At 72.8% G+C, this 22,999-nt stretch carries 19 protein-coding genes; 16 read left to right on the top strand and 3 right to left on the bottom strand.

The window, feature by feature from the left end; all coding sequences use genetic code 11:
- The first annotated feature begins 164 nt into the window (after positions 1-164).
- Positions 165-1,193 carry a DUF2510 domain-containing protein gene (locus tag ACYQ8Q_RS37925; protein WP_460071221.1) on the top strand — a complete coding sequence of 343 codons (1,029 nt, stop codon included), beginning with the start codon at positions 165-167 and terminating at the stop codon, positions 1,191-1,193.
- 141 nt (positions 1,194-1,334) lie between these two features.
- Here ACYQ8Q_RS37925 and ACYQ8Q_RS37920 read toward each other — a convergent pair whose 3' ends face one another.
- Positions 1,335-1,961, bottom strand: coding sequence for a TetR/AcrR family transcriptional regulator (locus ACYQ8Q_RS37920; RefSeq protein ID WP_460071220.1), 627 nt, complete (start codon positions 1,959-1,961; stop codon positions 1,335-1,337).
- A 158-nt stretch (positions 1,962-2,119) separates the two neighbouring features.
- Here ACYQ8Q_RS37920 and ACYQ8Q_RS37915 point away from each other — a divergent pair, with 158 nt between their 5' ends.
- Both ACYQ8Q_RS37915 and ACYQ8Q_RS37910 read left to right on the top strand, forming a co-directional pair.
- Positions 2,120-2,923 (top strand): phosphatase PAP2 family protein, encoded by an 804-nt coding sequence (locus ACYQ8Q_RS37915; protein WP_460071219.1) that lies wholly within the window; start codon positions 2,120-2,122, stop codon positions 2,921-2,923.
- Positions 2,920-3,867 carry a DMT family protein gene (locus tag ACYQ8Q_RS37910; protein ID WP_460071218.1) on the top strand — a complete coding sequence of 316 codons (948 nt, stop codon included), beginning with the start codon at positions 2,920-2,922 and terminating at the stop codon, positions 3,865-3,867. The genes ACYQ8Q_RS37915 and ACYQ8Q_RS37910 overlap by 4 nt, the downstream gene beginning before the upstream one ends.
- A gap of 7 nt (positions 3,868-3,874) precedes the next feature.
- Here the strand turns inward: ACYQ8Q_RS37910 and ACYQ8Q_RS37905 are convergent, their stop codons facing one another.
- Complete coding sequence (locus ACYQ8Q_RS37905) at positions 3,875-4,696, bottom strand: phospholipid scramblase-related protein (RefSeq protein ID WP_460071217.1); 822 nt, start codon at positions 4,694-4,696, stop codon at positions 3,875-3,877.
- 89 nt (positions 4,697-4,785) lie between these two features.
- Positions 4,786-6,831 carry a phosphocholine-specific phospholipase C gene (locus tag ACYQ8Q_RS37900; protein WP_460071216.1) on the bottom strand — a complete coding sequence of 682 codons (2,046 nt, stop codon included), beginning with the start codon at positions 6,829-6,831 and terminating at the stop codon, positions 4,786-4,788.
- A gap of 547 nt (positions 6,832-7,378) precedes the next feature.
- Here ACYQ8Q_RS37900 and pelF point away from each other — a divergent pair.
- From pelF to ACYQ8Q_RS37835, 13 genes are all read left to right on the top strand, one after another.
- Complete coding sequence (gene pelF, locus ACYQ8Q_RS37895; RefSeq protein ID WP_460071215.1) at positions 7,379-8,884, top strand: GT4 family glycosyltransferase PelF; 1,506 nt, start codon at positions 7,379-7,381, stop codon at positions 8,882-8,884.
- Entirely contained in the window at positions 8,881-10,299 is a 1,419-nt protein-coding gene (locus tag ACYQ8Q_RS37890) for a hypothetical protein (protein WP_460071214.1), read from the top strand. Before pelF ends, ACYQ8Q_RS37890 begins: the two co-directional genes overlap by 4 nt.
- Before the next feature lie 90 nt (positions 10,300-10,389).
- On the top strand, positions 10,390-11,391 hold the full coding sequence (locus ACYQ8Q_RS37885; RefSeq protein WP_460071213.1) for a GDP-mannose 4,6-dehydratase: 1,002 nt from the start codon (positions 10,390-10,392) through the stop codon (positions 11,389-11,391).
- A 58-nt stretch (positions 11,392-11,449) separates the two neighbouring features.
- A complete protein-coding gene (locus tag ACYQ8Q_RS37880; RefSeq protein WP_460071212.1) occupies positions 11,450-12,163 on the top strand; it encodes a nucleotidyltransferase family protein in 714 nt (237 codons plus the stop codon).
- A 7-nt stretch (positions 12,164-12,170) separates the two neighbouring features.
- Complete coding sequence (locus tag ACYQ8Q_RS37875; protein ID WP_460071211.1) at positions 12,171-13,070, top strand: NAD-dependent epimerase/dehydratase family protein; 900 nt, start codon at positions 12,171-12,173, stop codon at positions 13,068-13,070.
- Positions 13,067-13,729 carry a spherulation-specific family 4 protein gene (locus ACYQ8Q_RS37870; RefSeq protein ID WP_460071210.1) on the top strand — a complete coding sequence of 221 codons (663 nt, stop codon included), beginning with the start codon at positions 13,067-13,069 and terminating at the stop codon, positions 13,727-13,729. Before ACYQ8Q_RS37875 ends, ACYQ8Q_RS37870 begins: the two co-directional genes overlap by 4 nt.
- Positions 13,726-14,559 carry an endo alpha-1,4 polygalactosaminidase gene (locus ACYQ8Q_RS37865; protein ID WP_460071209.1) on the top strand — a complete coding sequence of 278 codons (834 nt, stop codon included), beginning with the start codon at positions 13,726-13,728 and terminating at the stop codon, positions 14,557-14,559. The genes ACYQ8Q_RS37870 and ACYQ8Q_RS37865 overlap by 4 nt, the downstream gene beginning before the upstream one ends.
- Before the next feature lie 400 nt (positions 14,560-14,959).
- Positions 14,960-15,697, top strand: coding sequence for a thioesterase II family protein (locus ACYQ8Q_RS37860; protein WP_460071208.1), 738 nt, complete (start codon positions 14,960-14,962; stop codon positions 15,695-15,697).
- A gap of 156 nt (positions 15,698-15,853) precedes the next feature.
- Positions 15,854-16,801, top strand: a complete 948-nt coding sequence (locus ACYQ8Q_RS37855; RefSeq protein WP_460071207.1) for a TauD/TfdA dioxygenase family protein — start codon at positions 15,854-15,856, stop codon at positions 16,799-16,801.
- Positions 16,788-18,530 carry a condensation domain-containing protein gene (locus ACYQ8Q_RS37850; RefSeq protein ID WP_460071206.1) on the top strand — a complete coding sequence of 581 codons (1,743 nt, stop codon included), beginning with the start codon at positions 16,788-16,790 and terminating at the stop codon, positions 18,528-18,530. The genes ACYQ8Q_RS37855 and ACYQ8Q_RS37850 overlap by 14 nt, the downstream gene beginning before the upstream one ends.
- Positions 18,527-19,741 (top strand): ATP-grasp domain-containing protein, encoded by a 1,215-nt coding sequence (locus ACYQ8Q_RS37845; RefSeq protein ID WP_460071205.1) that lies wholly within the window; start codon positions 18,527-18,529, stop codon positions 19,739-19,741. Before ACYQ8Q_RS37850 ends, ACYQ8Q_RS37845 begins: the two co-directional genes overlap by 4 nt.
- Entirely contained in the window at positions 19,738-21,576 is a 1,839-nt protein-coding gene (locus tag ACYQ8Q_RS37840) for a non-ribosomal peptide synthetase (protein WP_460071204.1), read from the top strand. The genes ACYQ8Q_RS37845 and ACYQ8Q_RS37840 overlap by 4 nt, the downstream gene beginning before the upstream one ends.
- Before the next feature lie 40 nt (positions 21,577-21,616).
- Positions 21,617-22,990: an MFS transporter gene (locus ACYQ8Q_RS37835; protein WP_460071203.1), complete on the top strand. Its 1,374-nt coding sequence runs from the start codon at positions 21,617-21,619 to the stop codon at positions 22,988-22,990.
- Positions 22,991-22,999: the final 9 nt, after the last annotated feature.

Below are 22,999 nucleotides of genomic sequence, written 5' to 3'. Positions count from 1 at the left end.
GGCCGGACGGGCCTGCGGCGCGGGCCCCGGAACGTCAACGCCGGGCGACGCGCACCGATTTGACGTCGGTTTCACGCCAGCGGCGGCGCTCGCGGGTGCGGGGCCGTACGACGGATTCCCCTCCCTCTCATCCGCCTTTCACCGATGCCTCATACGGTTAGGGCATGACGCAGGTGACTCCTCCCGGGTGGTACCCCGACCCGGGGCAGACAAGTGACGGTCCCGCCGGCGAGCGCTGGTGGGACGGCAAGGCGTGGACCGACCAGACCCGCCCCGCGGGCTCGGCCGCCGCATGGGGTCCGCAGGCGCAGGCGCCGGCCGACGGCGCGTACGCGGCGTACCCGGCCCATCCGGCGTACCCGGCACCGCCGGAGGGCACGGGCCCGCGGCGCGGACTGCGCACGGGCATAGCCGTCGCGGCGGCGGTCGCGGTCCTCGCCAGCATCGGGGTGGGCGTGTACGCGCTGTCCAAGGACGACGGCGGCAGCGGTGGCGGTACGGCGCAGGGGCCGGGCGGCCAGGGCGGGCCGGGCGGCGGCCAGGGCGGGCCCTTCGGCGGCTCGGGCGGATCGAGCGGCGGCTCGGGGGACTCCGGCGGTTCGGGGGGTTCGGGCGGTTCGGGCGGGGCCTCGCCGTCGCCGCAGGATTCCGAGGCGCCGAAGATCAAGAGCGGGTCGGTGACGGACGCGCTCAACGGGATCAGCATCCCGATCCCGAGCGGCTGGTACGGCCAGGAGGGCAGCTCCGGCGCGGCGGTGACGTCCGAGTCCTCCTACGAGTGCCCGGGCGACACCTCCAAGTCCTGCACCAAGGGCGGTGTGTACTCCTCGCCGGTCGAGCTGCTGGGCACCAAGGGCGACACCGCCGAGGAGGTCGCCAAGGCGGACATCGCCGAGAACGCGGAGCAGTCCTACGGCGGCGACACCTACGGCGAGATCACCTCGCACCAGGTGCTGGCCTCCAAGGCGGTGACCGTCGCCGGGCAGAAGGGCTATCTGGTGCGCTGGAAGGCGGTCACCAGCAAGGGCGCCGACGGGTACGTGGAGTCGCTGGCGTTCCCGGCCCCGGCGGACGCCAAGCGGCTGGTGGTGCTGCGGTTCGGTGTGGACGCCGACCAGAGCGTGTCGGTCATCGACACGATCACGAAGGGCATCAAGGTCGCGTCCGGCTCGGGCAGCGGCACCGACGTGTGAGGCCCTGACGATCGGCCGGGTGGGGCACCCCTCCGCTCAAGGGGAACCCCACCCGGCCGGGGGGTGCGCGCCGCCCCCGTCCCCACGGTGCGGCGCGAGCAGGTCACCGTCCGGTCATCCCGTGGACGGCGGCCTGGGTCTCTACGGTGACGGCCTGCCGAGCCCGAGCGCGGGCAGTACGGCGGCCTCCACGAACCGGACCAGGTACTCCGGGTCGGCGTACTCCCCGTCGACCACGGGCCGGGCGCGGACGACGCCGAACATCTGGGCGGGGATGTACTCCAGGGCGGGGTGGTCGGCGGGGATCTCGCCCCGCTCGACGCCGCGCCGCAGAATCGTCCGCAGCGCCTCGATCTCCGGGTCGATCAGCGCCTCGCGCAGGGCCCGCGCGAGGTCCTCGTCGCCGTGGACCGCGTTGCCGAGGGCCTGGAGCAGTTTGCTGTCGTGCGACGACCAGCGCCCCGTGGCCCGTGCGGCCTCGCACAGGTCGCCGGCGAGGGAGCCGGTGTCGATGCCGGCCAGCCGCCCGGTCCTGCGGGACCGCAGCGCGGCCACGACGAACTGGGGCTTGGTCTTCCACTGCCGGTAGAGCGTGGACTTGCTGCACCGGGTGGTGGCGGCGACGCCCTCCATGGTGACCGCTTCGTATCCGCAGGAGCGGATCTGTTCGAGGACGGCGTCGAAGAACTCCTGCTCACGCTCGGGCGTGATCTTGGAGCGGCGCGTTGCGGCGACCGGCTCCGGTCCCTCCGCGGCCTGCGACGTCATGGCCTCTGCCTCTCTTTCCCTCGCTGTGCGTTCCAGTGTGTCGTATCTCAATCGATACGCAAGTGTACCGGTACTCGCTCGTATCGGTACAGTAGCGTATCGGTACGATGCCGTATCGATCGATCAAACGCACCACCGTCCAGTGAAGGGGCCGGGGGATGAATGCCCGCACCGAGCCTGAAGCAGCGGAGCCGGTTCAGCCGGCCCGGCCGCCCATAGTCAGGGAGCTCCTGCTCGTCGCAGGGCTCTTCCTCGTCTACAAGGTGGGGCGGCAGCTGGCCACCGGCCACACCGCCGAGGCCTTCCGCAACGCCGCTGACGTGTGGCACGCCGAACGATGGCTGCACCTTCCCGGCGAGGGCGCGGTGCAGTCCCTGCTGCTGCACGGGGACGTGCTGGTCCGGGTCGCGAACACCTACTACGCGACCGTGCACTTCCCGGCCACGCTGGCCTTCCTGGTCTGGCTCTACCTGCGGCGCCCGGCGCACTACGTGTGGGCCCGGCGGGTGCTGGCCGCCGTCACCGCGGCCGCCCTGGTGCTGCATCTGACGTTCCCGCTCGCCCCGCCCCGGATGCTCGCGGCGGCGGGCCTGACCGACACCGCGCGGGTCTACGGTCCCTCGGTGTACGGACCGCCGCAGACGGACCAGTTGTCGAACCAGTTCGCGGCGATGCCCTCACTGCACTTCGGCTGGGCCCTGATGGTCGCGGTCGGGCTGATCGTGGCGACCCGGTCGCGGTGGCGCTGGCTGTGGCTGCTGCACCCCTTGGTGACGCTGCTGGTGATCGTGGGGACGGCGAACCACTACTGGCTGGACGCGATCGTGGCGGGCGCCCTGCTCGGCGCGGCGCTCGCGGTGATCCGGGTACCCGGACGCGCGGCGACCCCGGTCGGCCGCGGCGGTCCGCGGCCGGTCCGGGCGAAGGCCGGGGACCACGTCCTGGTGGGGGCGGGCCGGTGAACGCCACCCTTGTCGCCGTCGTCCTCTCGCTGTTCTCGGCCGTCGCCTACGCGGCCGCGGCCGTCGCCCAGGAACGGCTCGCCTCCCGCTCCCCCGGCGCCGGTCTGATGCGCATGCTGGGCCGGGGCGCCTGGTGGGCCTCGGTGGGGCTGAACGCCTCGGCGGCCCTGCTGCACGTGGTGGCGCTGAAGTACGGTGCGCTGACGGTGGTGCAGCCGCTGGGCGCGCTGACGCTGGTGGCCGCGGTGCCGATGGGCGCCCGGGTCGCCGGACGGCGGGTCACCCCGGCCGAGTGGCGGGGCACCGCCTTCACCCTGGCCGGGCTGGGCGCGATCCTCGTCACGGCCTCGGGCCCGGCCCCGGAGAACGCGCTCAGCGGTTCCGAGGCGGTCGCGGTGGCGGGGGCCACGGCGGCGCTGATCGGGCTGCTGGCCCGGCCCGGCACCCGGCCGGGGCTGCGGCACGCGAGCGCCTCCGGCATCGTCTCCGGAGTCGCCTCGGCGCTCACCCAGACGGTGACGGTGGCGGCCACCGACCGCTCCGGCTCACTGCTGAGCGTGCAGGTGGTCGGGGTGGCGCTGCTGGTCGCGGCGTTCGCCACGGCCGGGCTGCTGCTGTCGCAGACGGCCTACCGGGGCGGGCTCGGCGCCCCGCTGGCGATGGTGACGCTGGCCAACCCCATGGCCGCGGCGACGATCGGGCTGGTCCTGCTCGGCGAACGGCTCCAGGGCGGGCCGGCCGGGGTGCTGCTCGCGCTGGCGGGCGCGGGGCTCGCCGGGTGGGGCGTGGTGCTGCTGTCGCGGGCCACGCCGGAGCCCCTGCCGGTCCACGACGAGGAACACCCGGTGGCCGCCGTCCTGGCGCTGAGGCCGGAGACGGCCTCCGCCGAGCCGGCCCTGCTGCCCCGGCCCACGACCGGACCGGAGCACCTCACGCCGCTGTGACCGGGCGTCAGCCGAGTCCGCGGGCGTCCTGCTTGAGCGCGGTGTCGACCGTCAGGGCGGTGGCGACGACCAGGCTCAGCAGCGGTTCGGGCAGCTGGTAGTGGATCTGCAGGACGTAGTTGTCGGCGGTGGTGAACATCGTCTTGGCGAGGCCCTCCCAGGTCTTGGTGATCCGGGCGACCTCGCTGCCCGCGTGGTCGACGATGGCGAAGTTCCACGCCCGCCAGTTCTCCGCCTTGATCGCGCCGACCTGCTGACCGCCCGCGTTGATCGCGAAGTTGATCTTCCCGAAGACGTTCTGCTGGACGATCTCGCCGACCTGCTGTCCGTCCGGACGCGTCACGATCACCCGGGACTTGAATATCTTCGCCGGCCGGGTGAGGAGCAGCACCGGCTGCCCGTGGGCGTCGCGGATCTCCAGCCGGTGGGTGAGGTACTGGTCGATGCTGGCGACGAACCGGATGATCTTGCGCAGGGCGCTCTGGCCGACCTGGACGACCGAGCCGAGCTGGTTGCCCTGCTGGTCCATGACCTTGTACTCGTTGGTCAGCTCGATGAGCTTGGCCTTCTGGTTCACCACCAGCACCGGCTCGCTGAACAGCGTGCCGCCGCCGGGGCCGCTCGGGGCGACCCCGGCCTGCTGCTGCACCTGGCGCTGGACGCGCGGGTCGGGCCCGGTCTGCTGCGCCGGGATGCCCGGCGCGGGCTTGCCCTGCTGATCGGCGTGCGTGTGCTCGGTCCACTGGGTGCCGTCCCAGTAACGCAGCGTCTGGGCCGCACCGTGCGGATCCGGGTACCAGCCTGCAGGTGTGTTCGAATGCGTGGTCACCGGGGCACACTACCCCGAGCCCACCAGGACCTGACCAGACCCCACGATGCGGTGTCCACCGCGCATTTGCCCGCGCGCCGGGACCTTTGCTACTCCGTGACGATCGCCGGGTCGCTGACGCCGGGGCGACCGTTCTCCACATGACCGGCGAACCGCCGTACGAAGTCCGGGTCGCCGTCGGCGGTGACGGTGACGTCGTACCAGCGCCGGCTCCGCGTCAGGTCGACGCGGTGGCGGACCACGGCGCCGGGGCGCACCCGCACGGAGGCGGCGCGGCCGCCGTAGCCGTCGGTGAGCCTCAGCACGGCCGTGCCGGAGGTCCTGTTGGTGAAGGTGAGTTCGAGGCCGTCGCCGATGTGCCGGGCGATCGCCTCAAGGCCGGCCTCCTTGCCCCGGAACGTGCGCAGGAACCCGTTGGGGCCGTGCACGGTCAGGTCGTAGGAGCCGCCGGAGGCCGCCGGGTTCCAGGTGTCGGAGACGGTCCTGCCCGAGCCGGTGGTGTAGCTCCACGGTCCGTCGGCGCGGTTGCCGGAGGTGACGAGGAAGGCGGCGCCGGCCTGGGCGCCGGAGGCGAAGGTGAGCGTGATCTCCCCGGCCGCGCCGTGCGCCGAACCGTCCACGAACGGCGCGTACTTCAGCGGGCGGGTCGGGCGGTGGCCGCGCTCCTGCCGGGGCAGGACGGGGTGCGCGGGCGGGATGGGGACGTAGTCCGGGTGACGGTCGCGGTCCGGCGGCTCGTAGCCGTCGGTGCCGGGCAGGGAGACCGGGCGGGTGTCCTTGCGGCCGAAGTCGAACGCGGAGGTCAGGTCGCCGCAGACGGTGCGCCGCCAGGGCGAGATGTTCGGCTCGTGGACGCCGAAGCGGCGCTCCATGAACCGGATGACCGAGGTGTGGTCGAAGGTCTCGGAGCAGACGTAACCGCCCTTGCTCCAGGGCGAGATCACCAGCATCGGCACGCGCTGGCCGAGTCCGTAGGGGCCGGCGGCATGGCCGCTGTCGCCCTTGAACACGTCCGGGCCGGTGTCGACCGTGGACCGGCCCTGGGCGGCGGAGGCGGGCGGGAACGCGGGGACCACGTGGTCGAAGAAGCCGTCGTTCTCGTCGTAGGTGAGGAACAGGGCCGTCCTCGCCCAGACCGCCGGGTCCGAGGTGAGGGCGTCGAGGACCTGGGAGACGTACCAGGCGCCGTAGTTCGCGGGCCAGTTGGGGTGCTCGGTGAAGGCCTCGGGGGCGACGATCCAGGATATCTGCGGCAGCTTCCCGCCCTTGACGTCCGCCTCGAGCTGCTCGAAGAAGCCCTCGCCCTTGCGGGCGTCGGTGCCCGTGCGGGCCTTGTCGTGGAGGGGGTCGCCGGGCTGGGCGTTCTGGTACTGGGTGAAGTAGAGCAGCGAGTTGTCGCCGTAGTTGCCGCGGTAGGCGTCCTGGATCCAGCCCCAGCCGCCCGCCTTGTCGAGGCCGTCGCCGACGTCCTGGTAGATCTTCCAGGAGACGCCCGCCCGCTCCAGCCGCTCCGGGTACGTCGTCCAGCTGTAGCCCGCCTCGTCGTTGCCGAGGACCGGACCGCCGCCCTTGCCGTCGTTGCCCGTGTAACCGGTCCACAGGTAGTAGCGGTTGGGGTCGGTGGAGCCGATGAAGGAGCAGTGGTAGGCGTCGCAGACGGTGAAGGCGTCGGCGAGCGCGTAGTGGAACGGGATGTCCTGGCGGTTCAGGTACGCCATCGTCGTCGCGGACTTGGCGGCGATCCAGCCGTCGTACTTGCCGCCGTGGAAGGCGGCGTGGCCGTCGTTCCAGCCGTGCGGGAGGTCCTGGAGGAAGGCCATGCCGAGGTCGTCGGCGTCGGGGTGGAAGGGCAGGACGTCCTTGGCGCCGTCGGACTGGTGCCATACCGAGGCGCCGTTCGCGAGGGTCACCGGGCGCGGGTCGCCGAAGCCGCGGACGCCTCTCAGCGTGCCGAAGTAGTGGTCGAAGGAGCGGTTCTCCTGCATCAGGACGACGATGTGCTCGACGTCCTCGATCGACCCCGTGCGGTGGTTCGCGGGCAGCGCCGCGGCACGCTCGATGCTGCCGGAGAGCGCGGTGAACGCGGTGGTGGCGCCCGCGAGTTGGAGGAAGCGGCGCCGGTTGACCTCGGACATGGGTGAGGGACCTCTCGTGCGGAAGGCGTGTCTCACGTGACGGGAAGCGAGTGTTCCAAGGGCATCGAACGACCGGGAAGGGTGCGGTGGCGCCCGCGTGAAGGTCGCCGGTACGGGAGATGTGCGGCGGATCAAGGACATGCCAAAGACACAGGGTCCTACTCCCTTAGGGTGACCTGATTCCGGCCTCATCCGGATCAACCGCCGCGGTATGGACCACTGGTGTTCGACCGGAGGCCCCACGGGGTTCGCCGCCGTGTCGCGCGTGGCCACGACCAGCACATGAAGCGCTTGCACCCGAGGGGCCCCACAAGCACCCCAGGCGGAAAAAAACATCATTCGGTTGTCTTCCGAACCAATGACTCAAGAGCACTTTTCCGTCATCTTTCACGGCAAGATCACAAAACCCGCACAGACACCTCACTAAGTTGACGCCGACGGATGCGGGGACGACCGGCCTCGGAGGGGGAGCCGGCGTCCCGCAAGGGGGTACGTCGGCTCCAGGGGAGCCCTGCTCACCCCTGCCCTGGGGAGGGGACTTCACCGCATGACACACATGGGCTCCGGCGCGGCGCGCGTCACCCTGCTCACCGAAGGCACCTACCCGCACAGTCACGGCGGGGTCAGCGTCTGGTGCGACCAGCTCGTCCAGGGCATGCCCGACATCGACTTCGACGTCATCGCCGTCACCGGCACCGGGCGCGAGCCGCTCGCCTGGGAGCTGCCCGCCCATGTCGCGCGGGTGCGGTCCGTCCCGCTGTGGGGCGACCCGCCCGCGGGCCGCCCGCCCCGCGGCCGCGCCCGCACCCGACTGGCCTGCGCGTACGAGGAGTTCCTCGCCGCGCTGCTCGACCCGCGCGCCGAGGGCGGCTTCGGGCCCGCCCTGTACACGATGGCGCGGGCCGCTGCGGACGGGAGGCTCAGCCCCTTCCTGCGCGGCGACCGGGCCATCGCGGTCCTCACCTCGGTGTGGAACCGGCCGGGCCTCGCCGTGCGCGAGGCGGGCCCGACCCTGCACGACGCGCTCACCGCGACCGCCCTGCTGGAGCACGCCCTGCGCCCGCTCGCCGCGCCCGCCCCCGAGAAGGGGGTGGCGCACGCGGTCAGCGGCGGAGTGGCCGTCCTGCCAGGCCTCGCCGCACTCGACCGGCATGGTGTGCCCCTGCTGCTGACCGAGCACGGCGTGTACCTGCGCGAGCGCTACCTCGGCTACCGCACCGCGCCCTACCGCTGGCCGGTGAAGGCGGTCGTCCTCGGCTTCTTCCGGCTGCTGGCCGAGGAGACCTACCGGCGGGCCGCGCTGATCACCCCCGGCAACCGCTACAACCGGCTGTGGGAGGAGGAGGGGGGCGCCGCCCCGGAGTCGATCCGCACCGTCTACAACGGCGTGGACCCGGCCGCGTTCCCGCCCGCCGGACCCGAACCCGGGGACCTCACCCTCAGCTGGGCCGGCCGGGTCGACCCGATCAAGGACCTGGAGACCCTGATCCGGGCCTTCGCCCTCGTCCGCGCAGAACTCCCCGGCTGCCGCCTGCGGCTGTTCGGCGGCACCCCGCGCGGCGGCGAGGCCTACCGGGAGCGGTGCGAGGCGCTCGCCGCCGAACTGGGCCACGCGGACGCCGTCACCTTCGAGGGCCGGGTCGACGACATCAGGGACGCCTACGCGGCCGGCAACGTCGTGATGCTGTCCAGCATCAGCGAGGGCTTCCCGTTCACACTGATCGAGGCCATGTCGTGCGGGCGGGCCACCGTCTCCACCGACGTGGGCGGGGTGCGCGAGGCGGTCGGCGACACGGGGCTCGTGGTGCCGCCCCGCGACCCCCGGTCGATGGCCTCGGCCGCCCTGGAACTGCTGCGCGACCCGGTGCGCCGCCGCACGATGGGCGAGGGGGCCCGGCTGCGGGTGATCGACCAGTTCACCCTGCGGCAGACCATCGACACCTTCCGCTCCCTCTACCTCGAACTGCCCGCACCGGCCCGGGAACCCGCGGCGATACCCGTGCCGCCCCGACCGCTCGCCCCGCTCACCCCGGTGGGCACGGTGGCGGGATGAGCGGGCCGATCTCCCTGGAGCCCGGCGGCCCCGAACGGGACACCCTGGCGCTGCGGCTCGCCGAGACCCGCCCGCCGCGCCACCGACCGCGCCGGGCCCCGGACGAGACCACGCTCACCCTCCGGCTGCCCCGGCAGGGGCTCGACGAGGAGGCGGTGAGCGAACTGGCCGCCGAACTCGCCGACCGCATCGGGCCCGCCGTCCACCCCTACGAGGTGGCCGCGCTGCTGGAGGCGGAGGGCCTGTCGGCCGCCCTGATCAAGGAGCGCTACGGCCACCCCGGTCTGTTCTCGCTGGCCGCCGCGCTGTACGAGCGGGTCCCGCGGACCTTCCCCGACCCCGCCCCGGCGGCCGACGTCTGGCGCCCGGACACCGTGCGCTGTCTGCTGCGAGGTGTGCTGTTCGCCCTGCCGGGGCTGGCCTATCTGCTCACCCGTCCGCTGTGGAACGCGGCGGAGCACGCCCCCGCGCTGATCGTCGCGGGCCTGCTCTCCTGGGCCTGGGGGCAGGGGCTCGGCCACCGCGCCCACCTGCGTCTGGCGGCCGGGCGGCGCGAGGCGGGCCGTACGGTGCTCGCGGGCGCGCCCGTCGGCGCCGCCCTCGCCACGGCGGCGGCCGTCCCGTTCGCCGGGAACGTGACCGCGCTGCTGGCCGCCGCCGCGCAGTCGCTGTACCTGGCGGCGGCGGGTGTCCTGCTGGTGCTGGCGCGGGAACGGCTGCTGCTGGCCGCGCTCTCCCCGCTGGTCGCGGGGGCGCTCGTCCTGCCGTGGGGGGAGCCGGGCGAAGCGCTGCGGGCCGGGCTGCCGGCGCTGGCCCTGCTGGGCACGCTGGCCGCGACCGCCGTGGCGCTGCGCACGGCCCTCGCCGCGCCGGCCGCGCCCGCCGGGCCCCTCCCGCGTCTGCTGTGGTCGGTGCCGTACGGCCTGTTCGGACTGGCCGCCGGGGTGCTGGTGCTGCTGGAGGGGCGCGAGGAGCCGTACGCGGTGATCGTGCTGACCGTCAGCATGGGCCCCGCGGAGTGGCTGCTGTACCGCTACCGCGGACTGTCGGTGGCGGCTCTGCGCGCCACCGCGACCCCCGCCGGGTTCCTGCTGCGCTCGGCCGGCATCCTCGCCGTCTGTCTGCTCGCCTATCTGCTGCCTCTGGTGCCGGCGGCCCTGGTCACCGGTGTCGCACCGACCGCGCTGCTGCTCCTCGCGGCCGCCCTGTGGACCGCGTTGCTGCTCCAGGCGTTCGGCGCCGCCTGGCCGTCGGCCGTCCTCTGTCTCGCCGCCGCCGCGGGCGCCGGGGCGGTGGCCCTCCTCGGCCTGCCGCCCGGTCCCGCCGAGGCGCTCCGTCCGGCCTGCGCGGGCGCCGCGCTCTGTCTGACGGCGTACGCGCTGTGGCAGCTCGGCCGTCCCGCGCCGCACGCCTGAACACCCCGCGCCCCGGGCCGCACGACCTCCCACCACTCCCCACGCCCCCACACGCCCATTTCTGCCGAACCCATCGGAAGGACACCGGAGTTGACCTCCACACCGCTCGCCGCCGTCACCGGAGCCGAGGGATTCATCGGCTCGCATCTCACCGAGGCGCTGGTCGCCTCGGGGCACCGGGTGCGGGCCATGGCCCAGTACAACTCGTTCTCCTCGTACGGCTGGCTGGAAACCCTGCACCCGGACGTCCTCGACCAGGTGGAGATCGTCCTGGGCGACGTCCGGGACCCGGGCTCGGTGCGCGGCCTGCTCGAAGGCGCCGACACGGCCTACCACCTGGCCGCGCTGATCGCGATCCCGTACTCCTACCGGGCGCCGCACAGTTATGTGGACACCAATGTCACCGGCACGCTGAACGTGCTGGAGGCGGTGCGCGCCCTCGGCACGCCCCGGCTGGTGCACACCTCCACCAGTGAGACGTACGGCACCGCGCAGACCGTGCCGATCACCGAGGACCACCCGATCAACACCCAGTCCCCGTACGCCGCTTCGAAGGCGGGCGGCGACCGGCTGGCCGACGGCTACCACGCCAGCTTCGACACCCCCGTGGTGACGCTGCGGCCGTTCAACACCTTCGGGCCGCGCCAGTCGATGCGCGCGGTCATCCCCACCGTCATCGGCCAGGTGGCCGCCGGGGAACGCACGCTGACCCTCGGCGATCTGCGGCCCACCCGGGACTTCACCTTCGTCAAGGACACCGCGCGGGCGTTCCTGGCCGTCGGCACCGCGCCCGCCGAGCGGGTGGTGGGCCGCACCTTCAACGCCGGCACCGGCGGGGAGATCTCCGTCGGCGACCTGGTCGCGCTGATCGGCAAGGTGATGGACACCGCGCTCGACGTCCGCGAGGACGGCGCCCGGGTGCGGCCCGCGAACTCCGAGGTGATGCGGCTGGTCGCCGACGCGAGCCGGCTCGCCGCCGCCACCGGCTGGCAGCCCGCGCACACCCTGGAGGAAGGACTCGCGCACACCGTGGAGTTCTTCCGCGACCCGGCCAACCTGGCCCGCTACAAGACCGGCATCTACAACATCTGACCGTCCGGCACGTCCGGCACCGAGTACACCAAGACCGAGTACACCAAGGGGGAGACCCATGCACGCAGTGATCCTGGCCGGGGGCAAGGGCGTTCGGCTGAGGCCGTACACCACCGCGCTGCCCAAACCGCTGGTGCCCATCGGCGACCAGCACGCCATCCTGGAGATCGTGCTGCGCCAGCTGGCCACGGCCGGCTTCACCAGCTGCACCATCGCCATCGGCCATCTCGGCGAGATCATCCGCGCCTACGTCGGCGACGGCGCCGCCTGGGGCCTGCGGATCGACTACGCCACCGAGGAGAGCCCGCTGGGCACCCTCGGCCCGCTGCTCACCCTGCGCGAGCACCTGCCCGAGTCCTTCCTGGTGATGAACGGCGACGTCCTGACCGACCTCGACTACGCGGACGTCCTCGGGCAGCACCGCGACGCGGGGGCGCCGCTGACCATCGCCACGTACGCCCGCAAGGTGCACATCGACTTCGGGGTGCTGACCACCGACTCCTCGAAGGTGGTCGCCTTCACCGAGAAGCCCAGCATGGACTACCGCGTCTCGATGGGCGTCTACGGCCTGTCCCGCTCGACGCTGGACGGCTACACCGCCGGACTCCCGCTCGGTTTCGACGAGTTGGTCATCGACCTGATCAGAGCTCAGAACCCGCCGCAGGCCTACGAGTTCGACGGCTACTGGCTGGACATCGGGCGCCCCGACGACTACGACCGCGCCAACGCGGAGTTCACCACCCGCAAGTCCCATCTCCTCAAGGGAGCCTGAGCACCCCATGCGCATTCTCGTCCTGGGCTCCACCGGCTATCTCGGAGCCCATGTCGCCGCACGGCTGCGGGCCCTGCCGGGCGCGCTGGTGCTCGGCGCCGGCCGCTCCCCGGGCGCGGACCACGAGGTCGATCTCGCCTCGGTCCGTCCGGCGGAGCTGGCCAAGACCCTGGCCCTGGCCGCTCCCGACGCGGTGGTCAACTGCGCGGGCGCGACCGGCGGCGACGCCGTGACCCTCGCCGAGGTCAACGCCCGCGGTCCGGCCGTGCTGTGCGCGGCCCTGCGGGAGGCGGCGCCGGGGGCCCGGCTGGTGCATCTGGGCTCGGCCGCCGAGTACGGTCCGGGCGTCGCGGGCAGCCCGGTCACCGAGTCCGACCCGACCTGCCCGGCCGGTCCGTACGGCGCGACCAAGCTGGCGGGCACGGCGGTGGTGACCGCGTCCGGCCTGGACGCGGTGGTGCTGCGGGTCGGCAACCCGGTGGGATCCGGCGCACCGCCCGCCGGGCTGCCGGGCCGGCTGGCCGCGCTGCTGCGGGAGGCGGGCCGGGACCCGGACGCGGTCCTGCGGCTCGGCGATCTGTCCTCCTACCGTGACTTCGTGGACGCACGGGACGTGGCGCACGCGGTGGAGCTCGCGGTCACGGCGCCCGGTCCGCTGCCACGGATCCTGAACGTCAGCGCGGGCCGCGCCGTCCCGGTGCGCGAACTGGTGCTGGGGCTGGCCTCGCAGGCCGGTTTCCGGGGGCGGGTCGAGGAGAGCGCGGGCGGCGGACGGTCGGTCCGCTCGGGCGAGGTGTCCTGGCAGTGCTCCGACGTCACGGCCGCCGAGCGGGCCCTGGGCTGGCGGCCCGCGCACACCCTCGACGAGGCGCTGGCCGCGCTGTGGGAAGGCGACGGCACGCCGTGAGCCTGCTGATTCCGCTGTACGTGCACCCCGCCGACGATCCGGGCGCCTGGCACCGTCTGGTCCAGGGCGCGGGGCGCACGTACGGCGTGATCCTCAACCCCGCGAACGGGCCCGGGGAGGGCCCCGACCCCGCGTTCGCCGCGGTGGCCGGGGCCCTGCGGGAGGCGGGCACGCGCGTCCTCGGGTACGTCGACACCGACTACGGGGTGCGTCCGTGCGCCGACGTGGTGGCCGACGTACGCCGGCACCAGGCGTGGTACGCGGCCGACGGCTGCTTCCTCGACCAGGTGACGGCGACCCCGGAAGCGCTGCCCGCCTGCCGCAGGCTGGTGCGGAGCGTGCGCCGGACCGGCGCCGGGACGGTGGTCCTCAACCCCGGGGTACACCCGGCGCCCGGCTACGCCCGCCTCGCCGACCTCACCGTGACCTTCGAGGGCCACTGGTCCACGTACGTGTCGTCGTTCACCCGGCCTGCGTGGACCGCCCGGCACGCGCCCGAGCGGCTCTGCCATCTGGTGTACGGCGTCCCGGAGGCGCTGGTGCCGCTCGCGGTGCGCACCGCGGACGAGCGGGGCGCGGCCGTGTCCGGTCCCGTCACGGGCGGACTTCCCAATCCCTGGGGTGAGTTGACCCCCGCACTGAGCGGAGCACCACGATGAGGCCCACGGTACGCGCACTCCTGCTGACCGGCGTGCTGGCGCTGGCGGGCTGCTCCGGCCCGGGGGGCGGGGACGACGCGGCGCCACCGGCCTCCGGATCGGCCTCCGGTACGGCGGACTCCTCGACCGGGGCGCTGTGGCGGCCCCGGCCGGGGCTGGCCTGGCAGTGGCAGCTCAACAGCCGGGTCGACCCGTCGGTGGACGTGCCGGTCTACGACATCGACGGCTTCGAGAACACGGCCGCGGACGTGGCCCGGCTGCACCGGGACGGACGCAAGGTCATCTGTTACGTCAACGTCGGCGCCTGGGAGGACTTCCGGTCCGACAAGGACGCCTTCCCGAAGTCGGTGCTGGGCCGGCGGAACGGCTGGGCGGGCGAGCGCTGGCTGGACATCCGGAAGATCTCCCTGCTGCGGCCGATCATGGAGCGCCGTTTCGACATGTGCCGCGACAAGGGCTTCGACGCGGTGGAGCCGGACCTGCTGGAGGGGTACGGCAACACCACCGGCTTCCCGCTCACCGCGCGCGACCAGCTCCGCTACAACCGCATGATCGCGGGGCTGGCGCACGACCGCGGCATGTCGGTGGGCCTGAAGAACGACCTGCCGCAGATCCCGCAGCTCCTCCCGCACTTCGACTTCGCGGTCAACGAGGAGTGCGCCCAGTACGGCGAGTGCGCGCGGCTCACCCCGTTCATCGAGGCCGGCAAGGCGGTCTTCCACGTGGAGTACGCCGAGCCCACGAGCAGCTTCTGCGCCGAGTCACGGCGGCTGAAGCTGTCGTCGATGCAGAAGAAGCTGGAGCTGGGGGTGTGGCGCAAGCCCTGCTGAGCCGGCCGGCCCTGCGCGACGGTACCCCGCAGCGGGGCCATAAAATCTTCCCCAAACAACCGCGTCGACCGGGGCGGCCTCGTACCCGCCCACCGACGGCAACGAGTGAGGGCCGCACCCGCGAGAACCCCACCGGCGAGTACGGCCCGAACACCGGGAAACACCCCCACGACCAGCCAGAACCACGTCTTCATCACGTTCTTCGAGCACGGACTTGCCGATTGATTCTCGATCATGAATATCCGGAGTCCGGCGGTCACTCAGGCTATTACCGGAAGCCTTGACAACGCATCGACGGCTGTGTTGTTCTCTCCCGGGGCGGGATGACCGTACCGTTGGCGCCTGGCGACCATCCTGCCCACGCCCACCAAAAATGGGAAGTAACGGGGAAAAAACGGGGATGAACATGTTCAACAGGGCGTCTTCTGGCGCGCTCATAGCCTTCAAGCCGCGATTAACAGACAATCTGGCTCTCGTTTGCGTGCCCTGGGCCGGGGCCGGCGCAGCGCCGTTCCGTGCATGGGCGTCGGTCTTCGGAACCGCCGCGACCGTCTACGGAGTACGGCTACCCGGCCGGGAGAGCCGCATCGACGAGCCCTTCTTCGAGGACGTCGACTCCCTCGTCAACAGCATCGTCGCCGAGGTCGAGTCGCTGGGCGACCGGCCGATCGTCCTGTTCGGACACTGTTCCGGCGCCCTGCTGGCCTACGAGGCCGCGCGCGCCCTGGGCCCACGGGTGACACGCCTGGTCGTCGCCTCGCAACTGCCGCCGGCCGAGGCGGCCCGGACCGCTGCCGAGGAGCTGGGCTCCCTGGAGTCCCTGGCCGAGCGCTATCTGCACGAGGACTTCGCGGACGATTCCGAGATGCGTGCGGTGGCGCTGGAAATCCTGGAAGCCGATATCCGTGCCGTTTCCGGATATCAATTCGTGCCCGGTCGACTGCGCATTCCGATCACGGTATTCCACGGAACGAATGACCGCGAGGTGGGATCCGCGGATCTTGCCGGCTGGATTTCCGAAAGCACGATTCTGTCGGCCATACACGAAGTGGCGAATGCCGATCATATGTTCAGCGGTGCGGCATGGGCGAATCTTGCCGAGCTGATCGCCATTGAGCTGGGCCTTGTGACGGTCTGACGTATATCCGACCGCACCGCATTTCCCGATGACTATCAACGGGCTCAGCGGGCGTGGGCCGGGCGCGCGACGACGTCCTCCGTGGACCGTCGGCGCACCGGCACGCTGTCGACGCCCGGCCCTTCACCCCGGACCGTCACAGAAAGGTCTTCTGTCATGCAAAGGGTCAAGTCCGGTTGGCGTCCCGTCGGACGCACGCAGGTCCTCGCTCGGCGCGACCTCATCGCCGAGAGCGACCACTTCGCCATCCGTCCGTGCGGGCCCACCATCGGCGCCGAGATCTCGGGGCTGTCGCTGGCCGCGCCCATCCCGCCGACCGCGCGGGCCGACCTGCGGCGGGCCTTCCGGGACTGGAAGGTGCTCTTCTTCCGCGACCAGTATCTGTCCAGCCGTGACCACGTCGAGCTGGCCCGCGTCTTCGGCGACCCGCTGTTCCTGCCGATGCCGGACAAGGGCGACTTCCCCGAGGTGACCCGCGTCGCCGCGGGGCCGGGCGAACCCGGCGCCGAGAACGTCTGGCACAGCGACGGCTCGGGCGACGAGAAGCCCTCGCTCGGCTCGATCCTGCGCGCCCTGCACGTCCCCCCGGCCGGTGGCGACACGCTCTGGGCGGACATGGTCGCGGCCCACGACGGCCTGCCTGACGACGTCAAGGAGCGCATCGCCAACCTGCGCGCCGTGCACGACCCGCTGACCATCTACGACGGCTACGACGAGGTCGCACGGGAACGCGACGGCCGGGGCAGGTTCCCCGTCAGCGAACACCCGGTGGTGCGGGTGCACCCGGAGACCGGGGAGAAGATCCTCTACGTCAACCGCTTCTACACCACGCGCATTCTCGGCGTGGACGCGGCGGAGAGCGAGGAGCTGCTGGCGTACCTGTGCGACCAGGCGCACTACCCCGAGTACCAGGTGCGCTTCCACTGGACCGACGGCGCCGTCGCCCTGTGGGACAACCGGTCCACCCAGCACTACGCGGTCTCCGACTACTACCCGCAGACCCGTGTGCTGGAGCGCGTGAGCATCGCGGGCGACCGTCCCCAGGGCCCGCGACGGCCGCTGCGCGACGCCGTGCGAAGGGAAGCCGGCCTTGCGAACCGTTGACCCGACCACCGTTCCGTCGACGGAACCGTCGACCGGTCCGTCGACCGATCCGTCGAGCGACGAGCGCCACGGCGTCGTGGCCGGGCTGTTCGCCGACATCCTCGGGCTGGACACCGACGAGCTCGGGCCCGACGACGACTTCTTCGACGAGGGCGGGAACTCGCTGCTGGCCACCCGCCTGGTGAACGCGGTCCGGGCGCGGTTCGGCGTGGAGCTTCCGCTCAAGGCGCTGTTCCGGGCGCCGACGGTCGCCGGGCTGGTGGCTTCCATCGGCTCGGCGCCGAGCACCCGCCCGGCGCTCGTCCCGCGGGACAGGTCGGAGCTGGTCGCGGCGTCGTTCGCCCAGCACCGGCTCTGGGCCGTCAACCAGTTCGAAGCGACGGGTGGCGTGTTCAACGTGCCGATCGCCGTGCGGATCCGCGGCGCGCTCGATACCGATGCGCTCGCCGCCGCGCTCCGCGATGTCGTGGTCCGCCACGAGAGCCTGCGCACGGTCTTCGTCGACGTGGACGGCGTGCCCTGGCAACGGATCCTGGAGCCCACCGCAGTGGGGGTGCCGCTGCGCCGGGAGACGGTCACGGACGCGGACCTGCCGGCCGAGCTGGCCGCCGCGGCGCGGCACGTCTTCGACCTCGCCGTGGCCCTGCCGATCGCGACGTGGCTGTTCTCGACGGGGCCCGACGAGCACGTCCTGCTCGTCGTGATGCACCACATCGCGGTCGACGACGGCTCGGTGCGGCCGTTGTTCCAGGACCTGTCACGGGCCTACGCGGCCCGGACCGAGGGACGGGAGCCGGCGTTCGCGCCGCTGCCGGTGCAGTACGCGGACTACGCGGCCTGGCAGCGCGAGCTGCTCGGCGCCGAGGCCGACCCGCACGGCCTCGGCAACAGCCAGATCCGCCACTGGCGGTCCGCGCTCGCCGGCGCGCCCGACGAGCTCGTCCTGCCGTTCGCCCGGCCCCGCCCGGCGACGCCGTCCTACCGCGGCGACCGCGTGGCCGTCACCGTGGACGCCGAACTGCACGCGGCGCTGGCCGCGCTGGCCCAGTCGACCGGCACCAGCCTCTTCATGGTCGTCCACGCCGGGCTCGTGGCGCTGCTCCACCGGCTGGGCGCGGGTTCCGACATCGTCGTCGGCGCCCCGGTGGCCGGGCGCACCGACGCGGCCTTGGACGACGTCGTCGGGTTCTTCGTCAACACGCTCGTACTGCGGGTCGACTGCGCCGGGCGACCGGACCTGCGCACCGTGCTCGGCCGGGTCCGGGAGGCGGACCTGGAGGCGCTCGGGCACCAGGACGTCCCGTTCGACCGCCTCGTCGAGGCGCTCAACCCACCGCGGTCGCTCGCCCGGCACCCGCTGTTCCAGGTGATGCTGACGATCCTGGGCGACGACGGCGAGCTGCTGCGGGCGCCCGGGCTGTCCTGCACCGAGGAGCGCATCGAGCTGTCCTTCTCGCGGTACGACATGTGGCTGGGCCTCGTGGAGTCGAGGTCCCCCGGCGGCGACCATGCCGGCCTGACCGGGGAACTGCGCTACAGCACGGACCTGTTCGACGCGGCGACGATGCGGGACCTGGTGGACCGGTTCGTCACGGTCCTGCGCGAGCTGGCCACGGACCCGTCTCGCCCCGTCATCCCCACCGCGCGGCCCACGGCGCCGACCGCCGTCCGGCGAAAGGCGCTCGCGCATCCGGCCGGACCAGGAAGAGGGAGGGAACGCTCGTCATGATCGTGAACGTCTTCAGCATCGGATCCGCACCGCCCAACGCCATCGCCCAGGCCGCAGAGCCCTACGGCGGCTGCACGTTCGTCGTCGAGCCGGATGACACCGCCGCGCTCGCGTCCGTACCGGTCCTGCAGGAGCTCGGCGAGGTCGTCGTCGCCGACGGTGTCGACGCGTGCGTCCGCGCGCTCGGCGGGCGGGTCCCGGCCGGGGTCGTCACGTTCGCCGACCAGGGCCTCCGGCTCGCCTCCGGGCTCGCCCGGCACTACGGGCTGCCCGGCCTGTCGGAGAAAGCGGCGGAATGGTGCTGCGACAAGATCGCCCAGCGCGAACGGCTCAACGTGTGCGGCGTCGGCAACGTGCCGACGGCTCCGCTGCGGGGCGGCGTCTTCCCGGCCGGGGTACCGATGCCGGCCGTCGTCAAGCCGCGCGAGGGCGCCGGCAGCGAGGACACGGCCTTCGTCCACTCCGCCGAAGAGTTCCGCGACCTGATGACGCAGCTGTCCCCGGACCGGCCCTACGTGGTCGAGCGCTACATCGAGGGCGTCGACACGCCGTTCGGGCCGTTGCTGACGGACTCGGTCTCCGTCGAGAGCGCCGTCGACGCCCGCGGCGCGGTCCGGCACATCGGCGTGACGCTGCGGCTGCCGCTCGCCCCGCCGGCCCGCGACACCGGCCTCGTCTTCCCGGTGCACCGGCACAGCGCGCTCACCGGGACCCTGCTGGAGCGCGCCGCCGCGGCGATCGCTGCGGTGGACTTCACCGCCGGCATCACGCACATCGAGTTCAAGCTCGGACCCGAGGGGCCGGTCGTCATCGAGGTCAACGGGCGGCTCGGCGGCGGCCTGTACCGGCTCATGCCCCGGGTCGGGACCGTCGAGCCGGTGGGGCTGGCCACGGCACTGGCGGTCGGGGAGCCGCTGCCGGACGCGTTCGCCGAGCCGACCGGCCACGCCATGCACTACTACGCGCAGCCGCCCTACGGCGCTGCGGCGGTGTCGGCGCTGCCGTCGCCGCGGACCGTGCGCGCCGTGCCCGGCGTGTTCGGCGCCGACCCGCGCACCCGGGCCGGCTCACCGGTCCACTGGCGGCAGGGCTCGGCCGGTCGCGTCTACGACATCTGGATCGCGGCCGCCACACTGGCCGAGCTCGACCAGCGCAGGGCGGCCGTCGACGAGTTGCTGGAGCGGACGACCGAGTGGGAGTACGAGCGATGACCGAGGTCTCGTTGTCCGGCATGTCCTCGCCCGATGTCCCCTCGCCCGATGTCCCCTTGCCCGGCGTCTCCTTGTCCGGCTTCCCCTTGCCCGGCGTCTCCTTGTCCGACCTGTTCGAGCGACAGGCCCGGCGCACGCCGGACGCGTACGCGATCGAGCACGGCGAGGGCGGGCTGACCTACGCCGAGCTCCTCCGGCACAGCACGGCGCTCGCCGAGGAACTGCACGCCGCCGGCGTCGGGCCGGAGCACGTCGTCGGCCTCGACCTGCCGGTCGGGCCGCGGCTGGTGGCGGCGATGCTCGCCGCCGGGCGGCTCGGCGCGGCGTTCCTGCCGCTCGACCAGCGCGACCCGCGCAGCCGGCGGGACCACCTGCTGGCCGACGCCAGGCCCGCGGCGGTGGTGGTACGGGACGGCCTCCTCGCCCCGGACGCCCCGCCGCAGCGGCTGCTGGACCGGGTGCCGCGCGTCGCGTCCCCGGCCGCGTACCTCAACTACACCTCGGGCTCGACCGGTGAACCCAAGGGTGTGGTCAACGAGCAGCACGCGATCGTCAACTACATCGAGGCCGCGATCGCCGAGTACCGGCTCGCCCCGGCCGATCGGCAGCTGCAGTTCTCCTCCATCGCGTTCGACATCGCGCTCGAGGAGGTGTTCACCGCGCTGGGCTCGGGCGCGACGCTCGTGCTGCGGGACGAGGACTTCCGCTACGAGGACGTGGAGGACTTCCTGCGGCTCGTCGACAAGCGGGGACTGACCGTGGTCAACCTCCCGACCGGTGTCTGGAACCAGCTGGGCCGCGCGCTCCGGCAGGTACCGCACGTGCGGCTGCCAGCGGCGGTGCGGCTGATGATCATCGGTGGCGAGGCCGCCGGGCCGGACGCGGCCGAGGCCTGGCACGCGGCGGCCGTGCACCCGGAGTTCCGGATCGTCAACACCTACGGGCCGACCGAGGCCGCGGTCGCGGTGAGCTTCGCCGAACTGACCGCGGGCGGCCCGGTCACCATCGGGCGCCCCATCCGCGGGGTCGGGCTCGTCGCCGTCGACGCCGACCTGCGCACGGTGCCCGACGGGGAGATCGGCGAGCTGCTGATCAGCGGGATCGCGCCGGCACGTGGCTACCTGGACCGGCCGGAGGAGACCGCGGCGCGGTTCGGCACCACGGCCGACGGCGCCGAGGGGCGCTGGTTCCGTACCGGCGACCTGGGCCGGGTCCGGCCCGACGGGCTGATCGAGTTCCGCGGCCGGGCGGACGACCAGGTGAAGGTCCGCGGCGGGTTCCGGGTGGAGCCGGGCGAGGTCGTCAACGCGCTGCTGACGCATCCGGGCCTCGTCGAGGCCGCGGTGCTCCCGGTGGACCTCGGCGCCGGCCGGACGCTGGCGGCGTTCGTGGTCGCGGTCGACGCCGCGGACCCGCCGCGCGCCGCCGACCTGCGCGACCATCTCGCGGCCCGGCTGCCCGACTACATGGTCCCCGCGTCGTTCTCGCCGGTCGCCGCGATCCCACTGACCGACCGCGGCAAGGTCGACGCCGCGGTACTGCGGGCCCTGCTGAGCGAGGTCCGGTCGCACCCGGAGTCCTCCGGAAGCGTCGCGGACGCCGTCCGGGAGAGCTGGGCGGCGGCGCTGGGCGGCGAGCCGGAGGACGAGTCCGCGGACTTCTTCGACGACGGCGGGGATTCGATCGCCGCCGTGGAGTTCCTCGGGCAGCTGCGGGCCCGTCTCGGGCAGGCGCCGCCGCTGCGCGAGCTCTACCGCGCGCCGCGCTTCGGCGACGTCGTCCGGCTGCTGGCCCAGGACCCGGCCGACGCGTCCGTCACCGCCACCGCCCCCTGACGGCGTAGCACCCCCATCCATCGAGCAAGAGAGTTGCCCCATGGCATTGGTCCTGTCACGGCTGAAACGCTGGCCGTTCACTCCCGGTCAGGCGAAGTTCCGCAAGCTGTGGGCGGCGGAGTCCGTCTCGCAGATGGGCGCGCAGGTGAGCATGGTCGCCTTCCCGCTGGTGGCCATCCTCCTCCTGAACGTCGGCACGGTGCAGGTGGGTTTGCTCGCCGCGGCCGAACGGGCGCCCTACCTGCTCTTCGGCCTGCCGGCCGGGGTCTTCGTGGAGCGCTGGAACCACCGCGTCGTGATGATCGCGGCGGACTGGACCCGCGCGGCGGCGATCGTGACGATCCCGATCCTCGCGTGGACCGGCCACCTGTCGATCGCCCTGATGTGCGTCGTGGTGTTCGTGGTCGGGGTGGCCACCGTGTTCTTCGACATCGCCTACCAGAGCATCCTCACCTCGGTCGTCGACCAGCGCGACCTGATCAACGCCAACCGCCTCCTGGAGAGCAGCGCCGTGGTCTCCCAGGTCGCCGGCCCCGGTGTCGCCGCGCTGATCCTGCGGGTCCTGTCGGCCCCCTATGCCATCGCCGTCAACGCCGCGACGTTCGCCTTCTCGGCGCTCTTCCTGCACTCGATGGGAACGGTCAGGGCCGAGCCGGAGGAGTCGCCGGAACCCGCGTCCATCCGCCGGGAGCTGCTCAGCGGGCTGGTGTTCGTCCGGAAGACCCGGTTCCTGCGCTGGATCGCCCTGATCGCCGGGACCTGGAATCTGCTGCTCCAGGCGTTGCTGGCGGTGTTCTTCGTGTTCCTGTCACGTGACCTGCACCTGAGCGCGTCGGCCATCGCCACGGTCGTGTTCGTGGGCGCCATCGGCGGCGTGTTCGGCATCGCCGTGATGGGACGGATCAACGCGTGGTTCGGCGTCGGCCCCACGGTGTGCATCGCCACCGGGGCCAGCGCCGTCGGCGGCATCGTGCTCGCCTTCGCCGGCGGCGAGCCCACGCTGGCGGCGGTCGTCGTCGGCGCGGCCTTCTTCCTCCAGAACGCCAGCAACCCGCTGTTCGACGTCAACGTCATCACCATCCGGCAGACCATCACGCCGCAGCACCTGATGAGCCGCACGACGGCGGCCATCCGCACGATCATCTGGGGCGCGCTGCCGCTGGGCGCACTCGTCGGTGGATTCCTCGGCGCGGCCATCGGCACCCGCCCCTCGATCGTCGTGCTCGGCGTGGCACTGCTCCTGCCGGCCGGCCTCACACTCATCTCGCCGATCCGCAAGATCCGGGCGATCTCGGACGTGGAGCCCGAGCGTCCGTCCACGGATTCGTCCACCGATTCGCCCACGGATTCGTCCACCGATCCGAACGTCGATCCGGTTCCGGGCGCTGCCGAGCGCCCGCTCAACACCGCCTGACCACCACGG

The organism is Streptomyces sp. YKOK-I1, from assembly GCF_054660435.1.
Note: the sequence above shows the minus strand (reverse complement) of the source record. Positions and strands in the feature narration are given on the sequence as shown.